Annotated in this window: 15 protein-coding genes; all 15 read right to left on the bottom strand. The window is 71.2% G+C overall.

Features of this window, described 5'->3' with window-relative positions; genetic code table 11:
• Positions 1-376 precede the first annotated feature (376 nt).
• The 15 genes from ACFWIS_RS21820 to ACFWIS_RS21750 all read right to left on the bottom strand — a co-directional run bounded on the left by ACFWIS_RS21820 (position 377) and on the right by ACFWIS_RS21750 (position 18301).
• Complete coding sequence (locus ACFWIS_RS21820) at positions 377-2728, bottom strand: immune inhibitor A domain-containing protein (RefSeq protein WP_380456194.1); 2352 nt, start codon at positions 2726-2728, stop codon at positions 377-379.
• A 288-nt stretch (positions 2729-3016) separates the two neighbouring features.
• On the bottom strand, positions 3017-5536 hold the full coding sequence (locus ACFWIS_RS21815; RefSeq protein ID WP_380456196.1) for an ATP-dependent Clp protease ATP-binding subunit: 2520 nt from the start codon (positions 5534-5536) through the stop codon (positions 3017-3019).
• 667 nt (positions 5537-6203) lie between these two features.
• A complete protein-coding gene (locus ACFWIS_RS21810; protein ID WP_380456198.1) occupies positions 6204-6554 on the bottom strand; it encodes an Lsr2 family protein in 351 nt (116 codons plus the stop codon).
• A 91-nt stretch (positions 6555-6645) separates the two neighbouring features.
• The gene (locus ACFWIS_RS21805) at positions 6646-7182 is read right to left on the bottom strand and encodes an amino-acid N-acetyltransferase (RefSeq protein WP_380456200.1); all 537 of its coding nucleotides are present in this window, start codon (positions 7180-7182) and stop codon (positions 6646-6648) included.
• Between the two features lie 9 nt (positions 7183-7191).
• Positions 7192-7644: a BlaI/MecI/CopY family transcriptional regulator gene (locus ACFWIS_RS21800; protein ID WP_380456202.1), complete on the bottom strand. Its 453-nt coding sequence runs from the start codon at positions 7642-7644 to the stop codon at positions 7192-7194.
• Positions 7645-7893: 249 nt separating this feature from the next.
• Complete coding sequence (gene lysX / locus ACFWIS_RS21795; RefSeq protein WP_380456204.1) at positions 7894-9450, bottom strand: bifunctional lysylphosphatidylglycerol synthetase/lysine--tRNA ligase LysX; 1557 nt, start codon at positions 9448-9450, stop codon at positions 7894-7896.
• A gap of 104 nt (positions 9451-9554) precedes the next feature.
• Positions 9555-10304, bottom strand: a complete 750-nt coding sequence (locus ACFWIS_RS21790) for a hypothetical protein (RefSeq protein WP_380456206.1) — start codon at positions 10302-10304, stop codon at positions 9555-9557.
• A 76-nt stretch (positions 10305-10380) separates the two neighbouring features.
• On the bottom strand, positions 10381-11169 hold the full coding sequence (locus ACFWIS_RS21785; RefSeq protein ID WP_380456208.1) for a type III pantothenate kinase: 789 nt from the start codon (positions 11167-11169) through the stop codon (positions 10381-10383).
• 59 nt (positions 11170-11228) lie between these two features.
• Positions 11229-12197 (bottom strand): carboxylating nicotinate-nucleotide diphosphorylase, encoded by a 969-nt coding sequence (gene nadC, locus ACFWIS_RS21780; protein WP_380456210.1) that lies wholly within the window; start codon positions 12195-12197, stop codon positions 11229-11231.
• Positions 12198-12201: 4 nt separating this feature from the next.
• Positions 12202-13875: an L-aspartate oxidase gene (locus tag ACFWIS_RS21775; protein WP_380456212.1), complete on the bottom strand. Its 1674-nt coding sequence runs from the start codon at positions 13873-13875 to the stop codon at positions 12202-12204.
• A 15-nt stretch (positions 13876-13890) separates the two neighbouring features.
• The gene (gene panD / locus ACFWIS_RS21770) at positions 13891-14340 is read right to left on the bottom strand and encodes an aspartate 1-decarboxylase (RefSeq protein ID WP_380456214.1); all 450 of its coding nucleotides are present in this window, start codon (positions 14338-14340) and stop codon (positions 13891-13893) included.
• Positions 14341-14416: 76 nt separating this feature from the next.
• Positions 14417-15322, bottom strand: coding sequence for a pantoate--beta-alanine ligase (panC, locus tag ACFWIS_RS21765; RefSeq protein ID WP_380456216.1), 906 nt, complete (start codon positions 15320-15322; stop codon positions 14417-14419).
• Entirely contained in the window at positions 15323-16294 is a 972-nt protein-coding gene (locus ACFWIS_RS21760) for a Rossmann-like and DUF2520 domain-containing protein (protein WP_380456218.1), read from the bottom strand.
• 97 nt (positions 16295-16391) lie between these two features.
• Complete coding sequence (locus tag ACFWIS_RS21755) at positions 16392-17081, bottom strand: response regulator (RefSeq protein WP_380456220.1); 690 nt, start codon at positions 17079-17081, stop codon at positions 16392-16394.
• A gap of 26 nt (positions 17082-17107) precedes the next feature.
• Positions 17108-18301: a sensor histidine kinase gene (locus ACFWIS_RS21750; RefSeq protein ID WP_380456271.1), complete on the bottom strand. Its 1194-nt coding sequence runs from the start codon at positions 18299-18301 to the stop codon at positions 17108-17110.
• Positions 18302-18433: the final 132 nt, after the last annotated feature.

Raw genomic sequence — 18433 nt, 5'->3', positions numbered from 1 at the left:
CGGGGGCAGCAGCGTGAAGCGCCCGACCGGGCGCTGCGCTGAGCGGGGGACCACTCAGCTTTAACCGTCACCTAGCGGAGCCTCAAAAACGGCGAGTACTACCCCGTGTAGTCGGCAGCGGCACCCGGATTCAGCCCGAGGGCTTAATGATCATGAGATCGCATCGCCTGCGACCGGCCCGGTCCGCGTGGGTGGCCCGCCCCGCCCGACTACTAGGCCCGGTCGTACCACCTCGGAGCGCTGTGACGAGTGCCACCCGGTGGCGGGGTTTGAACTGCCGCCGGAAAAGCGTCCGGCCCGCCCCCGCGCGATGGCGGGGACGGGCCGGACGGGGAGACTTCAGTGCCGCGCGATCACGGCCTGACCGTCAGGACGATCAGTTGTCGACCGGGCGGACCCGGATCCAGGTCTCCAGGTAGTTCGCGGACTCGTTCTCGACCTCGATGCTGGTGCCGGTCTTCGGCACGTCGACACCGCTATACGGGTTGTCCTTCGACCACCACGACTTCAGGTCGGAGAACTCGTCGACGCCCTTGGACTTCGGGATGACCGTCTCGACGTCGGCCTTGTGCAGGGTCAGCGCCGGGACGCGGCGCGAACCGAAGGTCGAGTCGAAGCCCTGCATGCGCGGACGCATCAGGGTGCCGTCCGTCCACTTCAGCGGAGCCGGGTGCGAGTCGACCGGCAGCACCAGGCCGTGGCCCGGGTGGGCGCTGACGTTGTTGTCGGTCTGCGACTCGTCCCAGTACCAGATCAGCAGACCGGGCTGGTACGAGTAGTGCTCGACCCAACCGGGCTTGGCGGCCGAACCGAAGTTGTACGGGCCGGTCTTCAGCGTCTGGTCGAACGACACGTACTGCTTGTTCTCCGCGATGTAGTACTGCGCGTAGTCCTTGGTGTACGAGCCGCCGAAGCGGGTGAAGCCGGCGGCGGTCCAGCCGTTGTCGCCGTTCTCCACGTCGTCGCTGAACACGGTGGCGCCGTCGGCGGTCACCGCGATGTTGTCCACCGCGAGGCCGCGGAAGTGCAGGCCGCCGTCGGTGGTGTTGTGGTAGCGGAACTGGATCTTCTTGCCGGCGTAAGCGTCCAGGTTGAACGACAGGTCACCCCAGGCCGCGGCCTGGCCGCTGAGGGCCGGGCGGCCGTTCTCCTTGGGGAGCGCGGCGCCGTTCCAGGTGCCGTCCACGACGGTCCAGGTCTTGCCGCCGTCGGTGGAGACCTCGCCGAAGGCGTAGTCGAAGTCCTGCTCCAGCTCGTACCAGGCCTTGGCGTTGATGCTGGCCTTGGCCTTGCCGGTCAGGTCGATCTCGCGGGTCAGCGTGACGTTCAGGTTGTCGGCGCTGCCGCTCCACCACTCGCTGTTGCCCCCGAAGGGCTTGTTGATGTCGGTGGTGATGCTCTTCTTCGGCAGGTCGACGAGGAGCGCCTGCGGCAGGCTGGTGTTGTACTCCACCGGGCCGATGTGGTGGGTCGACTCGGTGCCGGCCTTGGCGCGGTCGACCTTCAGCCAGCCGAGCTGGTACTTGCTCCAGGCGTCGAGGTCGTTCGGCATGTCGCCGATGCTGTCCTTGCCCTCGCCGAGCCAGGAGCCGGAGGACATCAGCGACCAGAAGCCGACCGAGTTGTCGATGCCCTTGCCGGCGGTGTCGTAGAGGTCCGGCAGACCGAGGTCGTGGCCGTACTCGTGGGCGAAGACGCCGAGGCCGCCGTTCTCCGGCTGCATCGTGTAGTCGCCGATCCAGAGGCCGGAGTTGCCGACCTGGACGCCGCCGAGCTTGTTGCCGTCGGGGCCGGCCTGGCCCGTCAGGTTGCCGTAGACGTACGAGCGGTGGGCCCACAGGGCCTTGCTGCCCTGCTTGCCGCCGCCGGCCGACTTGTCCTCACCGGCGTGCACGATCTGGAAGTGGTCGATGTACCCGTCGGGCTGGTTGAAGTTCCCGTCGTGGTGCGAGCCGTAGCGGTCCCACTGGTCGTACTGGGCCAGCGTCGCCTTGATCTGGGCGTCGGTCTGACCCTTCGCCTGCTGGTCCTTGTACCAGATGTCGACGGCGTCGCGGATCAGGTCCTGGGCGCTCGCGCAGACGTTGGAGCCGCAGTAGTCGGAGCCGTACCGGGCCTCGTTCCACGGCACCCGGACCCAGTCCGAGACCACGCCGTCGACCGAGTAGCGGCCCGAGGACTGCTTCTCGTAGAAGGTCTTCAGCGAGGGCTTGTCCTTGGAGAAGTACAGGTCCTGGTAGTGCTGCTGGTTGTAGTCGGCCTGCCAGGCGGTCGAGTTGTTCGTGGCGCGGTCCGGCGCCTCGATCTCGTTGTGCTTGGGGCCGGCCTCGCCGCCGTACTTGACCTTGCCGTCGGCGGTCTTGGTGGTGTTGTCGACCTGGTCGCCGAAGTCGACCAGGATCGTGAAGATCTTGTCCGTGCGCTCACGGGCGAGCTCGACGTACTTGTCCTTGCCGAGCTTCACGCTGGTGCTGCCGTTGTGCTGCTCGACCTGGGCGGTGCCGTTGAGCAGCTGCTCGGTGGCGGCCTTCTTCTCGGCGTCGACCTTGGCGGTCAGCGGGCCCGGGATGTTGTGCTCGGTGTTGACGGACTGGACGGCGTCGGCGGGGTCCCTCGGAACCGGTGCCGAGCCGGCCGCGACGGCGCTGCTCGGGAACAGACCCGCGCCGAGCGTGACTATGACCGCCGCCGCGGTGGTGACCGCTGCGGCTCTCCTGGTGGTCTTCAACGTTGTGACGCCCTCCCCGACCGAGCCGACTCTTGGCCAAGGCCCGGTAAACCAATATGAAAGACAGGTGGACGTCATTTGACCGAAGTGGGGCGGGAAAAGATAGACCTTGACCCTGACATGGCCACGGCGCTATGCTCACCGATTTCCCGTCAGCTGACGCCCGGTCAGGCGAGGTTCGGTCAGGAGAGCCCTGGTCAGGGGAGTGGACGGGCGCCGGAACGCACCGAGCCCCCGGCGCGAACGCCGGGGGCTCGGTGGCTGTGAAGTTGTCTGTTAAATGTTGGCTTACTTCGTCAGGTCCGGACCGGACGAGGCGACCGCGGCCGGGGTGTCCGCGACGGCCGACTTCTCCTCGCCGCGGAAGGTGAACTTGGCTTCCTTGCCCTCGCCCTCCACGTCGACGACCACGATGTGGCCGGCCCGCAGCTCGCCGAAGAGGATCTTCTCGGAGAGGTGGTCCTCGATCTCGCGCTGGATGGTGCGGCGCAGCGGACGGGCACCCAGGATCGGGTCGTAGCCGCGCTTGGCCAGCAGCTTCTTGGCCTCGACGCTGAGCTCCAGGCCCATGTCCTTGTCCTTGAGCCGCTCGTCCACCTTGTCGATCATCAGGTCGACGATCTGGATGATGTCTTCCTCGGACAGCTGGTGGAACACCACGATGTCGTCGACGCGGTTCAGGAACTCGGGGCGGAAGTGCTGCTTGAGCTCCTCGCCGACCTTCGCCTTCATCCGCTCGTACCCGGTCTGGGTGTCACCCGTGGCCGCGAAGCCCAGGTTGAAGCCCTTGGAGATGTCCCGGGTACCGAGGTTGGTCGTCATGATGATGACGGTGTTCTTGAAGTCGACCACGCGGCCCTGGGAGTCGGTCAGGCGACCGTCCTCCAGGATCTGCAGCAGCGAGTTGAAGATGTCCGGGTGGGCCTTCTCGACCTCGTCGAAGAGGACGACCGAGAACGGCTTGCGGCGGACCTTCTCGGTCAGCTGGCCGCCCTCCTCGTAGCCCACGTAGCCGGGCGGGGAGCCGAACAGCCGGGAGACGGTGTGCTTCTCGGAGAACTCGGACATGTCGAGCGCGATCAGCGCGTCCTCGTCGCCGAAGAGGAACTCGGCGAGCGTCTTGGACAGTTCGGTCTTACCGACGCCGGACGGGCCGGCGAAGATGAACGAACCGCCGGGGCGCTTCGGGTCCTTGAGGCCCGCACGGGTGCGCCGGATGGCCTGGGAGAGCGCCTTGATGGCGTCCTTCTGGCCGATGACGCGCTTGTGCAGCTCGTCCTCCATGCGCAGCAGCCGGGAGGTCTCCTCCTCGGTCAGCTTGAAGACCGGGATGCCGGTGGCGGTGGCCAGGACCTCGGCGATGAGCTCCTCGTTGACCTCCGCGACGACATCCATGTCGCCGGCCTTCCACTCCTTCTCGCGCTTGGCCTTGGCCTGCAGGAGCTGCTTCTCGTCGTCGCGCAGGGACGCGGCCTTCTCGAAGTCCTGCGCGTCGATCGCGCTCTCCTTCTCGCGGCGCACGTCGGCGATCTTCTCGTCGAACTCGCGCAGGTCCGGCGGCGCGGTCATCCGGCGGATGCGCATTCGCGAACCGGCCTCGTCGATCAGGTCGATCGCCTTGTCCGGCAGGAAGCGGTCCGAGATGTACCGGTCGGCCAGGGTGGCGGCGGCGACCAGGGCGGCGTCCGTGATGGAGACCCGGTGGTGGGCCTCGTAGCGGTCGCGCAGACCCTTGAGGATCTCGATGGTGTGCGGCAGCGAGGGCTCGGCGACCTGGATCGGCTGGAAGCGGCGCTCCAGCGCGGCGTCCTTCTCCAGGTGCTTGCGGTACTCGTCCAGGGTGGTGGCACCGATGGTCTGCAGCTCGCCACGGGCCAGCATCGGCTTGAGGATGCTGGCGGCGTCGATGGCGCCCTCGGCGGCGCCCGCGCCGACCAGGGTGTGCAGCTCGTCGATGAACAGGATGATGTCGCCGCGGGTGCGGATCTCCTTGAGCACCTTCTTCAGGCGCTCCTCGAAGTCACCGCGGTAGCGCGAGCCGGCCACCAGGGCGCCCAGGTCCAGCGTGTAGAGCTGCTTGTCCTTGAGCGTCTCTGGAACCTCGCCCTTGACGATCGCCTGCGCCAGGCCCTCGACCACGGCGGTCTTGCCGACGCCGGGCTCACCGATCAGGACCGGGTTGTTCTTGGTGCGGCGGGACAGCACCTGCATGACCCGCTCGATCTCCTTCTCGCGCCCGATGACCGGGTCGAGCTTGGCCTCGCGGGCGGCCTGGGTGAGGTTGCGCCCGAACTGGTCCAGGACCAGCGAGGTCGACGGAGTGCCCTCGGCGGGCCCGCCGGCCGTGGCCGACTCCTTGCCGCCGCTGGCCTGGTAGCCGGAGAGCAGCTGGATGACCTGCTGGCGCACCCGGTTGAGGTCGGCACCCAGCTTCACCAGGACCTGGGCGGCGACGCCCTCGCCCTCGCGGATCAGGCCGAGCAGGATGTGCTCGGTGCCGATGTAGTTGTGGCCGAGCTGCAGGGCTTCCCGGAGCGACAGCTCCAGGACCTTCTTCGCCCGGGGGGTGAAGGGAATGTGACCGGACGGGGCCTGCTGGCCCTGGCCGATGATCTCCTCGACCTGCTGGCGCACCGCCTCAAGGGAAATCCCGAGGCTCTCCAGGGCCTTGGCGGCGACGCCCTCGCCCTCGTGGATCAGACCCAGGAGGATGTGCTCGGTGCCGATGTAGTTGTGGTTGAGCATCCGGGCTTCTTCCTGAGCCAGGACGACAACCCGCCGCGCGCGGTCGGTGAACCTCTCGAACATCGTTTATCGCTCCTCAGAGCGGTCGGGCAGTTCGGGGTCCGTCCCCGCCCTGTCCTTCCGCATGCTAGTCCCGCTCAGCGGCGCGGCCCACGGATTCACTCCCCCGGTAGAGGAGCGAGATGCTGCGCGACCAGCCGACACCAATCCCAACCTGATGCTGGGAATCGGTGTTCCCACAGGTGGGCCGGATGCACCGGAATCCGCTACGCCATCGGCGAACAAGAGCCGCCGGGGCGGAGCCGGACCCACTCCGGCCGGTCGTACATGCTGCCCCTGGACAGGTCGAAGAACCCGTCCACCTGCATTCATACCCGGTATCGGGGCGGTTCTCGCGCAGTTTCCGCGGTGGCGGTGTTCGCCTGGCGAGAAGTCGGGCCGCGGTGGCGCTGGTTCGACGGCGGCCGGGGCCGGTTGTACGCCGTCCCGGGGTGTCCGCGTTACCGCTTCGCTCCTACAGCGTTGCACAGCTCGTGATTGTTCCGCCGCCCGAGCCCGCCGCCCCGGCCGCCGGTGCCGACGCGGCTGCCGGTACCGGTGGTGCCCCGGTCGTCCGGGTGCGTGCCGCGGGGCGCGGAGGAGACCCCTCCGCGCCCCGCGCGTGTGTCGTCGGTGCCGTACGCGGTCGCCGGGGCCCCGCATCCGCCCCGGCGGGCCGGTGGCGCCGGAGTCAGGCCGCGTTGGCCTTGTCGTAGGCCTCGCGGACGGTGCTCGGCACCCGGCCGCGGTCGTTGACCTCCATGCCCTGCTCCTTGGCCCACGCGCGGATCTTCGCGGTGTCGGGAGCGCTGCCGGACGGGCGGGCCGCGGTGCCGCGGCCCGGACGCCGGGTGCCGGCGAGCCGGCCGCTCTGCTTGCGGCCCTTCTCCAGGTAGGGCGCCAGCAGACCGCGCAGCTTGTCCGCGTTGGCGCTCTTCAGGTCGATCTCGTAGGCAACGCCGTCGAGCGCGAACGTCACCGTCTCGTCCGCCGAACCGCCATCGAGATCGTCTTCAAGAATGACCTGCACCCTCTGTGCCACGGGCTTCCCTTTCCGCTAAACGACCCATTGCCTAAGGAAAGGAAAGCGCCTTTCTCCGGAAAACACAAACCCTTGACCGGCCCGGAGCCGCTCAGAGGTGCAGCAGCATGCGTGAGTTGCCCAGTGTGTTGGGCTTCACCCGCTCCAGGTCAAGGAACTCGGCGACACCTTCATCGTACGAGCGGAGAAGTTCTTCATAGACATCCGTAGCGATCGCCGCCGGGTCTGTCGTACCATCATCGGTTTCCTGGAGCTCTCCGATCTCGACGAAACCGTGTTTCGCGAAGAACGGAACCTCGAACGTCAAGCAGAAAATCCGACGGACGCCCAGCCAGCGAGCCGTCTGCACCAGCTTCTCCAACAGCAGGTGCCCGATCCCGAAGCCCCGGCAGGACGGATCGACCGCGAGCGTACGGACCTCGGCGAGGTCCTCCCACATCACGTGCAGGGCGCCGCAGGCCACCACCACGCCGTTGTCGTCGCGTTCCGCGACCCAGAACTCCTGGACGGATTCGAACAGTGTGACTGTGGGCTTGTCGAGCAGAATGCCGTCGCGCGAGTAGGCGTCGATGAGCCCGCGTACGGTCCGTACGTCCGTGGTCCGCGCGCGGCGGATGGTGACCTCCATGGCGGGACGTTATCGCGTCGCGCCCGGCGCGGTCCCGCCGGTATCCGCTCCGCCGGTATCCGGGCCGTCCGCGGGGGATTCCGCGGCCGGCGGATCGGACGGGAACAGAGCCGCCACCCGCAACGCGTCCCGCAGTGCCTCGCGTTGCTCCGGCGACATCAGGCCGAAGAAGTGGACCAGTGCCGCCGCGGGATTGTCACTGGTGGCCCAGGCGTCGTTCATCAGGGCCGCCGTGTACGCCTCGCGCGAGGAGACCGGTTCATATCGATAGGCCCGGCCGGCCCGCTCGCGGCGCAACCAGCCCTTTCTGTGCAGCTTGTCCAGGACGGTCATCACCGTGGTGTACGCGATTTCGCGTTCCGACTGCAGGTCCAGGAGAACCTCGCGAACCGTCACCGGTCGGTTCCACCGCCACACCCGGGTCATGATGGCGTTCTCAAGTTCGCCGAGTTGCCGGACCATAGTCCGGCCAGGATAGGGAGTGAATGGGGCAAATCTTGTGAAGTGCGCCAAACCGGCGCGCCGCCACCCCCGGGAATCGGGAATGACGGCGCGCGGTGGTTCGGGCGGCTGACGGCGTCAGTCGATCAGTCCAGGTCTTCCTTGGCCTTCTGGGCCCCGCCCTGGCTGCGGACGATGGCCCGCACCAGGAATCCGAAGCCGATCGCCATGACGAGCGGCGGCACGATCGCGCTGACGTAGTCCATCAGGTCAGTCCTCCTCGGTCTTCTCCGCCGTCGCGGCGGAAGCCTTCGGTTCCGGCTTCACCAGCGGGAAGAGCACGGTCTCCCGGATGTTCTTGCCGGTCAGCAGCATGATCAGGCGGTCCACGCCGAGGCCGAGGCCACCGGTCGGGGGCATCGCGTACTCCAGGGCGCGCAGGAAGTCCTCGTCCAGCTGCATCGCCTCGACGTCGCCGCCGGCCGCCAGCAGGGACTGCGCGGTGAACCGGGCGCGCTGCTCGACCGGGTCGACCAGCTCGGAGTAGGCGGTGCCGATCTCGGTGCCGAAGATCACCAGGTCCCACTTCTCGGCCACGCCGGCGACCGAGCGGTGCTGGCGGGTCAGCGGGGAGACCTCGGTCGGGTAGTCCTTGATGAAGGTCGGCCGGACGGCGTTCTCCTCCAGTAGCCGCTCGACCATCTCCAGCACGATCTGACCGTGGCCCCAGTCCTTCTCGAACGGGATGCCGTGCTCGGTGGCCAGCGCGCGCAGCTCCTCGACGGTGGTCTCCGGGGTGACCTCGACGCCCAGGTGGGCGGAGATGCCCGGGTAGACGCCGACCTCCTCCCACGGGTCGGCCAGGTCGATCTCGTGCTCCACGCCGTGCGCGTCCACGCCCTTGATCACCGTGGTGCCCAGGGCGTCCCGGGCGGCGTTGACGATCGTCTCGCGGATCAGCTCGGCCTGGGTGTTGTAGTCGCCGTAGGCCTCGTACGACTCCAGCGAGGTGAACTCGGGGTTGTGGGTGGCGTCCGCGCCCTCGTTGCGGAAGTTGCGGTTGATCTCGAAGACCTTCTCGGCGCCGCCGACCACCAGCCGCTTGAGGTACAGCTCGGGGGCGATGCGCATGTAGAGGTCGATGTCGTACGCGTTGATGTGCGTCTTGAACGGACGGGCGTTGGCGCCGCCGTGCACCGGCTGCAGCATCGGGGTCTCGACCTCGATGTAGCCGCGGTCCTCGTACGTGCGGCGGATCGAGCGGACGACCTTGCTGCGCAGGTGCAGGATCTCGCGCGCCTCGGGGTTCACGATCAGGTCGAGGTAGCGCTGGCGGACCCGGGCCTCCGGGTCGGTCAGGCCCTTGTGCTTGTCCGGCAGCGGACGCAGGCACTTGGCGGTGAGCTCCCAGCGGTCCACCATCACGGACAGCTCGCCGCGCTTGGAGGTGATCACCTCGCCCTCGACGCCGACCTGGTCGCCGAGGTCGATGTCGGCCTTCCAGGCCGCCAGCCGCTCGGCGCCCAGCTTGTCCAGGGAGAGCATCACCTGGAGGTCGCCGCTGCCGTCGCGCAGGGTGGCGAAGCAGAGCTTGCCGCCGGTGCGGGACAGGATCACCCGGCCGGTGATCCCGGCGCGCTCGCCGGTCGCGGTGTCGGGCTCGAGGTCCGGGTGCTTGGCACGCAGGTCCGCGATGGTGCTGGTACGGGGGAATCCGACCGGGTACGGGTCGACCCCGGCCGCCCGGAGCCGGTCCAGCTTCTCGCGCCGGACGCGCATCTGCTCGGGAAGGTCGTCGGTCGCGGGAACAAGACTCTGATCGCTCACCCCACAAGGGTAGCCAGCCGTACACCGTGCTCCGCGACCGGATGACACCGGAGGGGAGGCCGTCGGGTCGACGGCCTCCCCTCCGGGGACTGGGCGGGGCGGGATCAGCCGGTGCCGGTGCGGAGTTCGATCTCTTCGGGGGACGGGTCGGCCGGCGGGGCGGAGTGGGCCGGGGGCTTGGGGCGGCGGCCGAAGAGTTCGGCCGGGGTGGGCATCCGGTGCGGACGGGGCGGGGTCTGCGCGGCGGCGGGCTGCTCCGGGCGGGAGTCCCGGGAGTCGGTGCTGCTCATCGTGGTCCGTCCTCCTACAGGGGTGGGGTGACTGCTCGGTGGTGCGGCGGGGTTCGGTACGGCCACCAGGTGGCGGGGGTGCCCGGTGGTGAGCGCGAGCCGCTCGCGGACGGCGGCCTCGGCCAGTGCGTGGCAGCGCCCGGCCAGTCGGGAGCGGCGGGCCCGCTCGCCGTGGCCGCAGGGCTGGCGGGACAGCCCGCGCAGCGCGGTGAGGTCCTCGGGGCCGGGCAGGTAGCCGTCGGTCACGGCCTCCTCCAGCCGCTCCAGGTAGCCGGCGGCGCTGCCGGGGAGGGCGGCGCGGTAGCGGCCGAGGTCGGCGAGCAGGAAGGCGCGCAGTCGGCCGCCCTCCTGGACGGCCTCGTCGATCGCCTCGGTCAGGCGCAGGGCGTCCTGGACGTCCTCGGCCCACAGTTCGGCGCCCGGCCCGGCGAACGCCGTCCGGTCGGGCAGCTGGAGGTGGACGGGGACTGCGGGGTGCAGGGCTTGGGCGAGGGCTCGGCGCAGCACGCGGACTTCGTCGGCGCTGAAGGCCATGCCGCCGCGCGATCCGTGTGGCGTAGGCATGGGCTGACACTACGTGACGAATATCCGATTTGTCGGTAACGTCGCGCGGAATTCCGCACGATCGGCCCGGCCGGGCTCAGCTCGTCGGTCGGTTGCGCTCGTACACCAGGCGCAGGCCGATCAGGGTCAGCCAGGGCTCGTGCTCGTCGATGGTGGCGGCCTCGCCGAGGACCAGCGGCGCGAGGCCGCCGGTGGCGATCACCTGGACGTCGTCCGGGTCCTTGGCCAGCTCCCGGGCCATCCGCTCGACCAGGCCGTCGACCTGCCCGGCGAAGCCGTAGAGGATGCCGGACTGCATGCCCTCGACGGTGTTCTTGCCGATCACGTTGCGCGGGCGGGCCAGCTCGATCTTGCGCAGCTGGGCGCCGCGGACGCCGAGCGCCTCGACCGAGATCTCGATGCCGGGGGCGATCGCGCCGCCGACGTAGTCGCCGCGGGCGTTGACGGCGTCGAAGGTGGTCGCGGTGCCGAAGTCGACCACGATGCACGGGCCGCCGTACAGGTGGTTGGCGGCCAGTGCGTTGACGATCCGGTCCGCGCCGACCTCCTTGGGGTTGTCCATCAGGACGTGCACCCCGGTCTTCACGCCGGGCTCCACGATCACCGCGGGGACGTCGCCGTAGTAACGGCGGGTCACCTCGCGGAGCTCGTGGAGCACGGCGGGGACGGAGGAGCAGATCGCCAGGCCCTCCACCGCGGCCTCCCGGACCGCGGTGTGGTTGCCCATCAACCCCTGCAGCAGCACCGCCAGTTCATCGGCCGTGCGGCGCGGATCGGTGGAGATCCGCCAGTGTTCCACCACTTCCTCGCCGTCGAACAGGCCGAGTGTGGTCTGGGTGTTGCCGACGTCGATGGTGAGGAGCACGGGGACGCTTTCTGCGAGTCGGGACGGGGTCGGGGCAGGAACCGCTCTCGACCTGACGGTCAGGCGCGCAGGTCCAGGCCGATGTCCAGGATCGGCGAGGAGTGGGTCAGCGCGCCCACGGCCAGGTAGTCGACACCAGTCTGGGCGACCTCGCGCGCGCTGGCCAGGGTCAGTCCGCCGGAGGCCTCCAGCTTCGCCCGGCCGGCCACCAGCGCGACGGCCTCCTTCAGCTGGTCGACGGTGAAGTTGTCCAGCAGGATGAGGTCCGCCCCGGCGTCCAGCACCGGCGGGATCTGCGCCAGCTCGTCCACCTCGACCTCGACCGGCAGCTCCGGGTACGCGGCCCGGACGGCCCGGAAGGCCTCGGCCACGCCGCCGGCCGCGACCACGTGGTTGTCCTTCACCAGGGCGGCGTCCGAGAGCGCCATCCGGTGGTTGGCGCCGCCGCCGCAGCGGACCGCGAACTTCTGCAGCGCGCGCAGGCCCGGGGTGGTCTTGCGGGTGTCCCGGACGACCGCGCCGGTGCCCTCCAGGGCGTCCGCCCAGGCCCGGGTCGCGGTGGCGATGCCGGACAGGTGGCAGAGCAGGTTGAGCGCGCTGCGCTCGGCGGTCAGCAGGTCGCGGGTGCGGGAGCGCACCGACAGCAGCACCTGGCCGGCCTCCACCCGGTCGCCGTCCTCGACGTGCCGCTCGACCTCGAACTCCTCCTCGCAGACCAGCGAGACGACCGCCTCGGCGACCCGCAGACCGGCGACCACGCCGGCCTGGCGGGCGGTGAAGTCGGCGGTCGCGACGGCCTCGGCGGGCACGGTGGCGACCGAGGTGACGTCCTCGCCGCCGGCCAGGTCCTCGGCCAGCGCCAGGGTGGCGATGTCCTCGACCTCGATCGGGTCCAGCCCGGCCGCCTCCAGCAGCTCGGCGAGCTGCGGGTCCAGGCCGGTCTCGTAGCCCTCGCCGTCCCCGCAGGCGCAGCCGTCGCCGCAGCCGCCCTGGTCGGCCAGCGGGAGTTCCTCGTGCGAGTGGGTCATGGTTCTACTGCTCCTCGGGGGTGCTGACGGGGTCGCCGGAAGCGGCGAGGGTGGTGATCAGGTGGCGCCGCCAGTGGGCGTCGTCGCGCTCGGGGAAGTCCTCGCGCCAGTGGCAGCCGCGGGTCTCCTCGCGCTGCGCGGCGGCCGCGACCAGTGCGGTGGCGACCAGCAGCAGGTTGGCGGCCTCCCAGGTCTCCACCCGGGGATCGGCCGGCTTCTCCTCGGCCACGTGGAAGTGGGCCTGCTCGGCGAGCAGGGCCAGCCCGGCCGCGGTGTCGGCCATCGAGGCGGCGGAGCGCAGGATGCCCGCGCCGCGCGACATCAGCCGCTGGACCTCCGCCCGGGCCTCGGACGGCGGCAGCGGGACGGGCCGCGCGGCGCGCGCGGCGGCGACGTCGACCGCGCGCTCGGGCAGTTCGCCGGCCGCGTGCCGGCCGGCCAGGTCGGCGGCGATCCGCTCGGCGAAGACCAGGCCCTCCAGCAGCGAGTTGGAGGCCAGCCGGTTGGCGCCGTGCACCCCGGTGCAGGCGACCTCGCCGCAGGCGTACAGGCCGGGGACGGTGGTGCGGCCGTGCCGGTCGGTGCGGACGCCGCCGGAGGCGAAGTGCGCGGCCGGGGCGATCGGGATCGGCTCGGTGACCGGGTCGATGCCGTTGGCGCGGCAGAAGGCGAGGATGGTCGGGAAGCGGTGCTCCCACATCTCGGCGCCGAAGTGCCGCCCGTCCAGGAACATGTGCTCGGCGCCCTGCTCCTGCATGCGCCGGGTGATCGCCTTGGCGACGACGTCGCGCGGGGCCAGCTCGGCCAGCTCGTGCTGCCCGACCATGAAGCGGACACCGTCCGCGTCGACCAGGTGGGCGCCCTCGCCGCGGACCGCCTCGGAGACCAGCGGCTGCTGGCCCTCGGCGTCCGGGCCCAGCCAGAGCACGGTGGGGTGGAACTGGACGAACTCCAGGTCGGTGACGGTGGCGCCGGCCCGCAGCGCCAGCGCCACGCCGTCGCCGGTGGAGACCGCCGGGTTGGTGGTGGCGGAGAAGACCTGGCCCATGCCGCCGGTGGCGAGCACCACCGCGCGGGCCCGGACGGCGCCGACGCCGTCGCGCTGGCCCTCGCCCATCACGTGCAGGGTCAGCCCGGCGGCGTGGCCCTCGGCGTCGGTCAGCAGGTCGAGGACGAGCGCGTGCTCGATCAGCTCGATGCCCGGGTCGGTGCGGACGGCGGCGACCAGGGCGCGCGACACCTCGGCGCCGGTCGCGTCCCCGCCCGCGTGGACGATCCGGCGGCGGTGGTGGCCGCCCTCGCGGGTCAGCAGGACCTCGCCGTCCTCGCCCCGGTCGAACAGGGCGCCGGTGGCGATCAGCCGGCGGACGGCGTCCGGGCCCTCGGTGACCAGGGTGCGGACGGCCTCCTCGTCACAGACGCCGGCGCCGGCCACCAGGGTGTCGTCCAAGTGCTGCTGGGGGGTGTCCCCCTCGCCCAGGGCGGCCGCGATGCCGCCCTGGGCCCAGCGGGTCGAGCCCTCGTCCAGCATCGACTTGGTGACCACCATGGCCCGCAGGCCGGCCTTGCGGACGTTGAGGGCGACGGTGAGACCGGCCACCCCGGAGCCGACCACGACCACGTCGGTGGTGGCGGTCCACCCGGGGTTCGGGGCGGTGAGGCGATGGGTAACGGACATGGCTCAGTGGCTCCTTCAGCGCGTGGCGGCGGTGACCGCGCCGTCTTCGCCACGGTACGCCGCGTCCCCGCGGAGCAGTCCGGTGCCCTCCTGGGCCTCGGCCGGGTCCCCGCCGAGGCCGGTGATCCGGTTCCGCTCGTCCACGAAGACGACCTTCGGCTCGTAGCCCTTGGCCTCGGCCGTGTCCATCTGCCCGTAGGCGATGAGTATGACCAGGTCGCCCGGGTGGACCAGGCGGGCGGCGGCGCCGTTGATGCCGATCACGCCGGTGCCGCGCGGGCCGGCGATGGTGTAGGTCTCCAGCCGGGCGCCGTTGTTGATGTCGACGATGTGGACCAGCTCGCCGGGGAGCAGGTCGGCGGCGTCGAGCAGGTCCTCGTCCACCGTGACCGAGCCGACGTAGTGCAGGTCGGCCTGGGTCACGGTGGCCCGGTGGATCTTGGACTTGAGCATGGTGCGGAGCATTGCGGGTCACGCCTCCTGTGAGTGCATGCCTGAAGGGGGGTTCTTGACTGCCGGTGCGCCGGACGAGCCGTCGGTGCTACCGGACGATCATGCGGACGTTGTCGATCAGGCGGGTCGAGCCCACCTTCGCGGCGACGGCCAGCACCGCCTCGCCCTGGAAGTCGTCCGCCGCCTCGGTGAAGGCGTGCGGGTCGATCAGGGCGAGGTAGTCGAGGGTGACGCCCTCGGCGCCGTCCAGGACGGCGGAGGCGGCCTCGCGCACGGCCTTCGGGCCCTGCGCGGCGACGTCCCGGCCGGCGAACAGCGCCTTGGACAGGGTGAGCGCCTGGCCGCGCTCCTCCTCGGAGAGGTAGCGGTTGCGCGAGGACAGCGCCAGGCCGTCCTCCTCGCGGGCGGTCGGCACGCCGACGATCTCGACGTCGAAGTCCAGGTCGGCGACCATCCGCTGGATCAGGGCCAGCTGCTGGGCGTCCTTCTCGCCGAAGAACGCGAAGTCCGGGTCGGTGATGTGCAGCAGCTTGGCGACGACGGTCAGCACGCCGTCGAAGTGACCGGGGCGGGTGGCGCCCTCGAAGCGCTCGCCCATCGGGCCGGCCGCCAGGCGCACCTGGGGCTCGCCGTTCGGGTAGACCTCGTCGACGGACGGCGCGAAGACCACGTCCGCGCCGTTCTCCTCGGCCAGCTTCACATCGGCGTCCAGGGTGCGCGGGTAGCGCTCCAGGTCCTCGGACGGGCCGAACTGCAGCGGGTTGACGAAGACCGTCACCGCGACTCGGCCCTCCCGGCCGACCTGCTTGCGGGCGGCCCGGATCAGCGCGGCGTGGCCCTCGTGCAGGGCGCCCATGGTCATCACCACGGCGTTGTCCACCGGCTGCTCGTCCGGCCAGAACGCGGCCTCGAAGTCGTCCACGGTGTGGGTGACCACGGCCCGGTGGACCTTCGGCGCCCGCTGGGCCTTGCTCGGCTGCTTACCGCGTGCCATCTAGCGCTTCTCCTCGTTCAGTACGTCCAGCAGCGCCGCCGCCGACGCGTCGTCGATCGTCCCGTTGGCGAGCGCCCGCTGGGCGGTGGCACGGGCCATCGCGCGGTAGGCCGCCGGGATGTCCGGGGACACCGTACTGAGCTGCGCCAGGTGGCGCCGCACGGTGCCCGCGTCGCCCCGGGCGACCGGGCCGGTGAGGGCCGCGTCGCCGGAGCGCAGGCTGTTGTCCAGGGCGGCGCCGAGCAGCGGGCCGAGCAGTCGGCCGGGCTCGGCGACGCCGGCCGTGCGCAGCAGGTCCATCGCCTGGGCGACCAGGGTGACCAGGTGGTTCGCGCCGTGGGCGAGGGCGGTGTGGTAGAGCGGGCGGACCTCCTCGGGGACCCACTCGGGCTCGCCGCCCATCTCCACCACCAGGGCCTCGGCGACCGGCCGCAGCTCCTCGGGGGCGGTCACCCCGAACGGGCAGCCGGCCAGCCGGGCGAGGTCGACGGAGGTGCCGGTGAAGGTCATCGCCGGGTGCAGGGCCAGCGGCAGCGCCCCGGCCCGGGTGGCGGGCTCCAGGATGCCGACGCCGTGCGCGCCGGAGGTGTGCACCAGCAGCTGGCCGGGGCGGACCGCGCCGGTGGCGGCCAGCCCGGTGACCAGGTCGGCCAGCGCGTCGTCCGGGACGGTCAGCAGGACCAGGTCGGCGGCGGCCATGACCTGCGGCGGGGTGACGATCCGCACGCCCGGCAGCAGCGCCTCGGCGCGCCGGCGGGAGGTGCCGGAGACCCCGGAGGCGGCGACCACGGTGTGCCCGGCCAGCTGCAGGGCGGCGCCCAGCGCGGGGCCGACCCGGCCGGTGCCGACCACGCCGACGGCCAGCCGGGCCGGGCGGTTGCCGGGGTCGCGGGGATCTCCGAAGGCCGGGTCGCCGAGGCCGTCGGCGAGCGGGGCGAACTCACCGGAGTCGGCGAAGTCGGACGAGTCCATGTCCACCCTTGTCCTGAATGACCGTTCCGGTCCATCTGCGGGTACCGGACGTACCGCCCCAGTGTACGGGCGGCCCCAGTCGGAGGCCCGGCCCGGATCAGTCCGAGGCCCCGGCCCGGATCAGCCCCGCCTCGTACGCCAGCACCACCGCCTGGACCCGGTCGCGCAGCCCCAGCTTGGCCAGGATCCGGCCGACGTGGGTCTTCACGGTGGCTTCGGAGAGCACCAGCCGGGCCGCGATCTCGCCGTTCGACAGGCCCTGGGCGACCAGCAGGAACACCTCCCGCTCGCGCTCGGTCAGCGGGCCCAGGACGTCCGAGCCGGGGGCGCTCTGCGGGGTGGGCAGCACCTCGGCGAAGCGGTCGATCATCCGGCGGGTGGTGGTCGGGGCGACCACGGCGTCGCCGCCGTGCACCGCGCGGATCGCGGCCACCAGCTCGGTCGGCGGGACGTCCTTGAGCAGGAAGCCGCTGGCCCCGGCCTTGAGCGCGGCGAAGGCGTACTCGTCCAGGTCGAAGGTGGTGAGGATGAGCACGTGCGGGGCGTCCGGCAGCGGGCTGCCGTCCTCGGCGAGGCAGATCCGGCGGGTGGCCTGGACGCCGTCCAGGCGGGGCATCCGGACGTCCATCAGGATCACGTCCACCTTCGTGTGCCGCAGCAGCTCCACGGCCTGGGCGCCGTCGCCCGCCTCGGCGGCGATCTCGATGTCGCCCTGCGACTGGAGGATCATCCGGAAGCCGGTGCGCAGCAGCTCCTGGTCGTCGACGAGCATCACGCGGATGGTCAAGGTGGCTCCTAACAGGGGGCGGGGGGTTAGTGCGCCGTCTTGAGCGGGAGGACGGCGCGGATCCGGAAGCCGCCGCCGGGGCGGGGGCCCACGTCGAGGCTCCCGCTGACCATGCCGACCCGCTCGCGCATGCCGATCAGGCCGTGGCCCAGGCCGTCGGTGCCGCCGGCGGCCAGCTGTTCGTCGGTGCTGCCGCGGCCGTCGTCCTCGACCAGGACGGCCAGCTCGCGGTCGCCGAAGTCGACCGCGACCCGGGCGTGGACGTCGGGGCCGCCGTGCTTGCGGACGTTGGTCAGCGCCTCCTGGACGATCCGGTAGACCGTCAGCTCGACGCCGCGCGGCAGTTCGCGCGGGTGCCCGGAGGTCGCGTAGTCCACCTGCAGCCCGGCGGTGCGGACCTGCTCAAGGAGGTCCGGCAGCTCCTCGACGCCCGGCTGCGGGACGTACTCCTCGGCGGTGTCCGCGGTGCGCAGCACGCCCAGCAGGCGGCGCATCTCGACCAGGGCCTGCCGTCCGGTGGAGGCGATGGTGCCGAGCGCCTCCTTCGCCTGCTGCGGGGAGTTGTCGAGCACGTAGGCGGCGCCGTCGGCCTGGACGATCATCACCGAGACGTTGTGGGCGACCACGTCGTGCAGCTCGCGGGCGATCCGGGCCCGCTCGGCGGCGACCGCCACCTTGGACTGGGCGTCCCGCTCGCGCTCCAGTCGGGCCGCGCGGTCCTCCAGCTCGGTCAGGTAGGCGCGGCGCACCCTGGTCAGCCGGCCCCAGGCCCAGCAGAGGATGAACGGGGTGCTCATCAGCAGGGCGTACAGCACCGACTCGCCGAGGCCGAACGACCGGGAGACGTAGTGCCCGCCGCCGGTGGAGACCGTCTTGGTCGGGTGCAGCCGCCAGAACTCCAGCGGCCCGGCGGCCAGGCCGGCCACCAGGGCGAGCCGGGAGGTCCACTTCTGGCCGAAGGCGGCGCCGGTGTAGGCGAACACCAGGTAGGCGATGGCGGAGCCGCCCGGTGTGACGTCGGCGGCCACCTGGCCGAGGCCGATGCCGGTGGCCGCGGCCACGGTGACGTCGGGGAAGCGCCGGCGGAAGACCATCAGCAGCGGCAGCAGCACCGCGATCAGGATCTCGGAGTCGAGGCCCCAGCCGTCGTCGGGGAAGTCGCCGTTCGGCAGCAGGCCGAGGAGGAGCACGATCGACGCCCAGACGGCGTCGACCACCATGGGGTGACGGCGGAGCCAGGCGTTGAGTCGATGCACGTGTCCAGCCTAGGCAGTCGCGCGAGGTGCCCAGGTCCGCCGGTAGGGCGATCCGCCCTACTCCGTAGGTCGGAGACGTCGTGGCTCCGGTTGGGA

Source organism: Kitasatospora sp. NPDC127060 (assembly GCF_042724935.1).
Lineage (GTDB): Bacteria > Actinomycetota > Actinomycetes > Streptomycetales > Streptomycetaceae > Kitasatospora.
Note: the sequence above shows the minus strand (reverse complement) of the source record. Positions and strands in the feature narration are given on the sequence as shown.

Excerpts from the sequence above, each read along its gene's own strand:
- ACFWIS_RS21750 (WP_380456271.1), bottom strand. The coding sequence starts at position 18,301 with ATGGTGGTCGACGCCGTCTGGGCGTCGATCGTGCTCCTCCTCGGCCTG.
- panD (WP_380456214.1), bottom strand. The coding sequence starts at position 14,340 with ATGCTCCGCACCATGCTCAAGTCCAAGATCCACCGGGCCACCGTGACC.
- panC (WP_380456216.1), bottom strand. The coding sequence starts at position 15,322 with ATGGCACGCGGTAAGCAGCCGAGCAAGGCCCAGCGGGCGCCGAAGGTC.
- ACFWIS_RS21800 (WP_380456202.1), bottom strand. The coding sequence starts at position 7,644 with ATGGTCCGGCAACTCGGCGAACTTGAGAACGCCATCATGACCCGGGTG.
- ACFWIS_RS21790 (WP_380456206.1), bottom strand. The coding sequence starts at position 10,304 with ATGCCTACGCCACACGGATCGCGCGGCGGCATGGCCTTCAGCGCCGAC.
- ACFWIS_RS21760 (WP_380456218.1), bottom strand. The coding sequence starts at position 16,294 with ATGGACTCGTCCGACTTCGCCGACTCCGGTGAGTTCGCCCCGCTCGCC.
- ACFWIS_RS21775 (WP_380456212.1), bottom strand. The coding sequence starts at position 13,875 with ATGTCCGTTACCCATCGCCTCACCGCCCCGAACCCCGGGTGGACCGCC.
- ACFWIS_RS21815 (WP_380456196.1), bottom strand. The coding sequence starts at position 5,536 with ATGTTCGAGAGGTTCACCGACCGCGCGCGGCGGGTTGTCGTCCTGGCT.
- nadC (WP_380456210.1), bottom strand. The coding sequence starts at position 12,197 with ATGACCCACTCGCACGAGGAACTCCCGCTGGCCGACCAGGGCGGCTGC.
- ACFWIS_RS21805 (WP_380456200.1), bottom strand. The coding sequence starts at position 7,182 with ATGGAGGTCACCATCCGCCGCGCGCGGACCACGGACGTACGGACCGTA.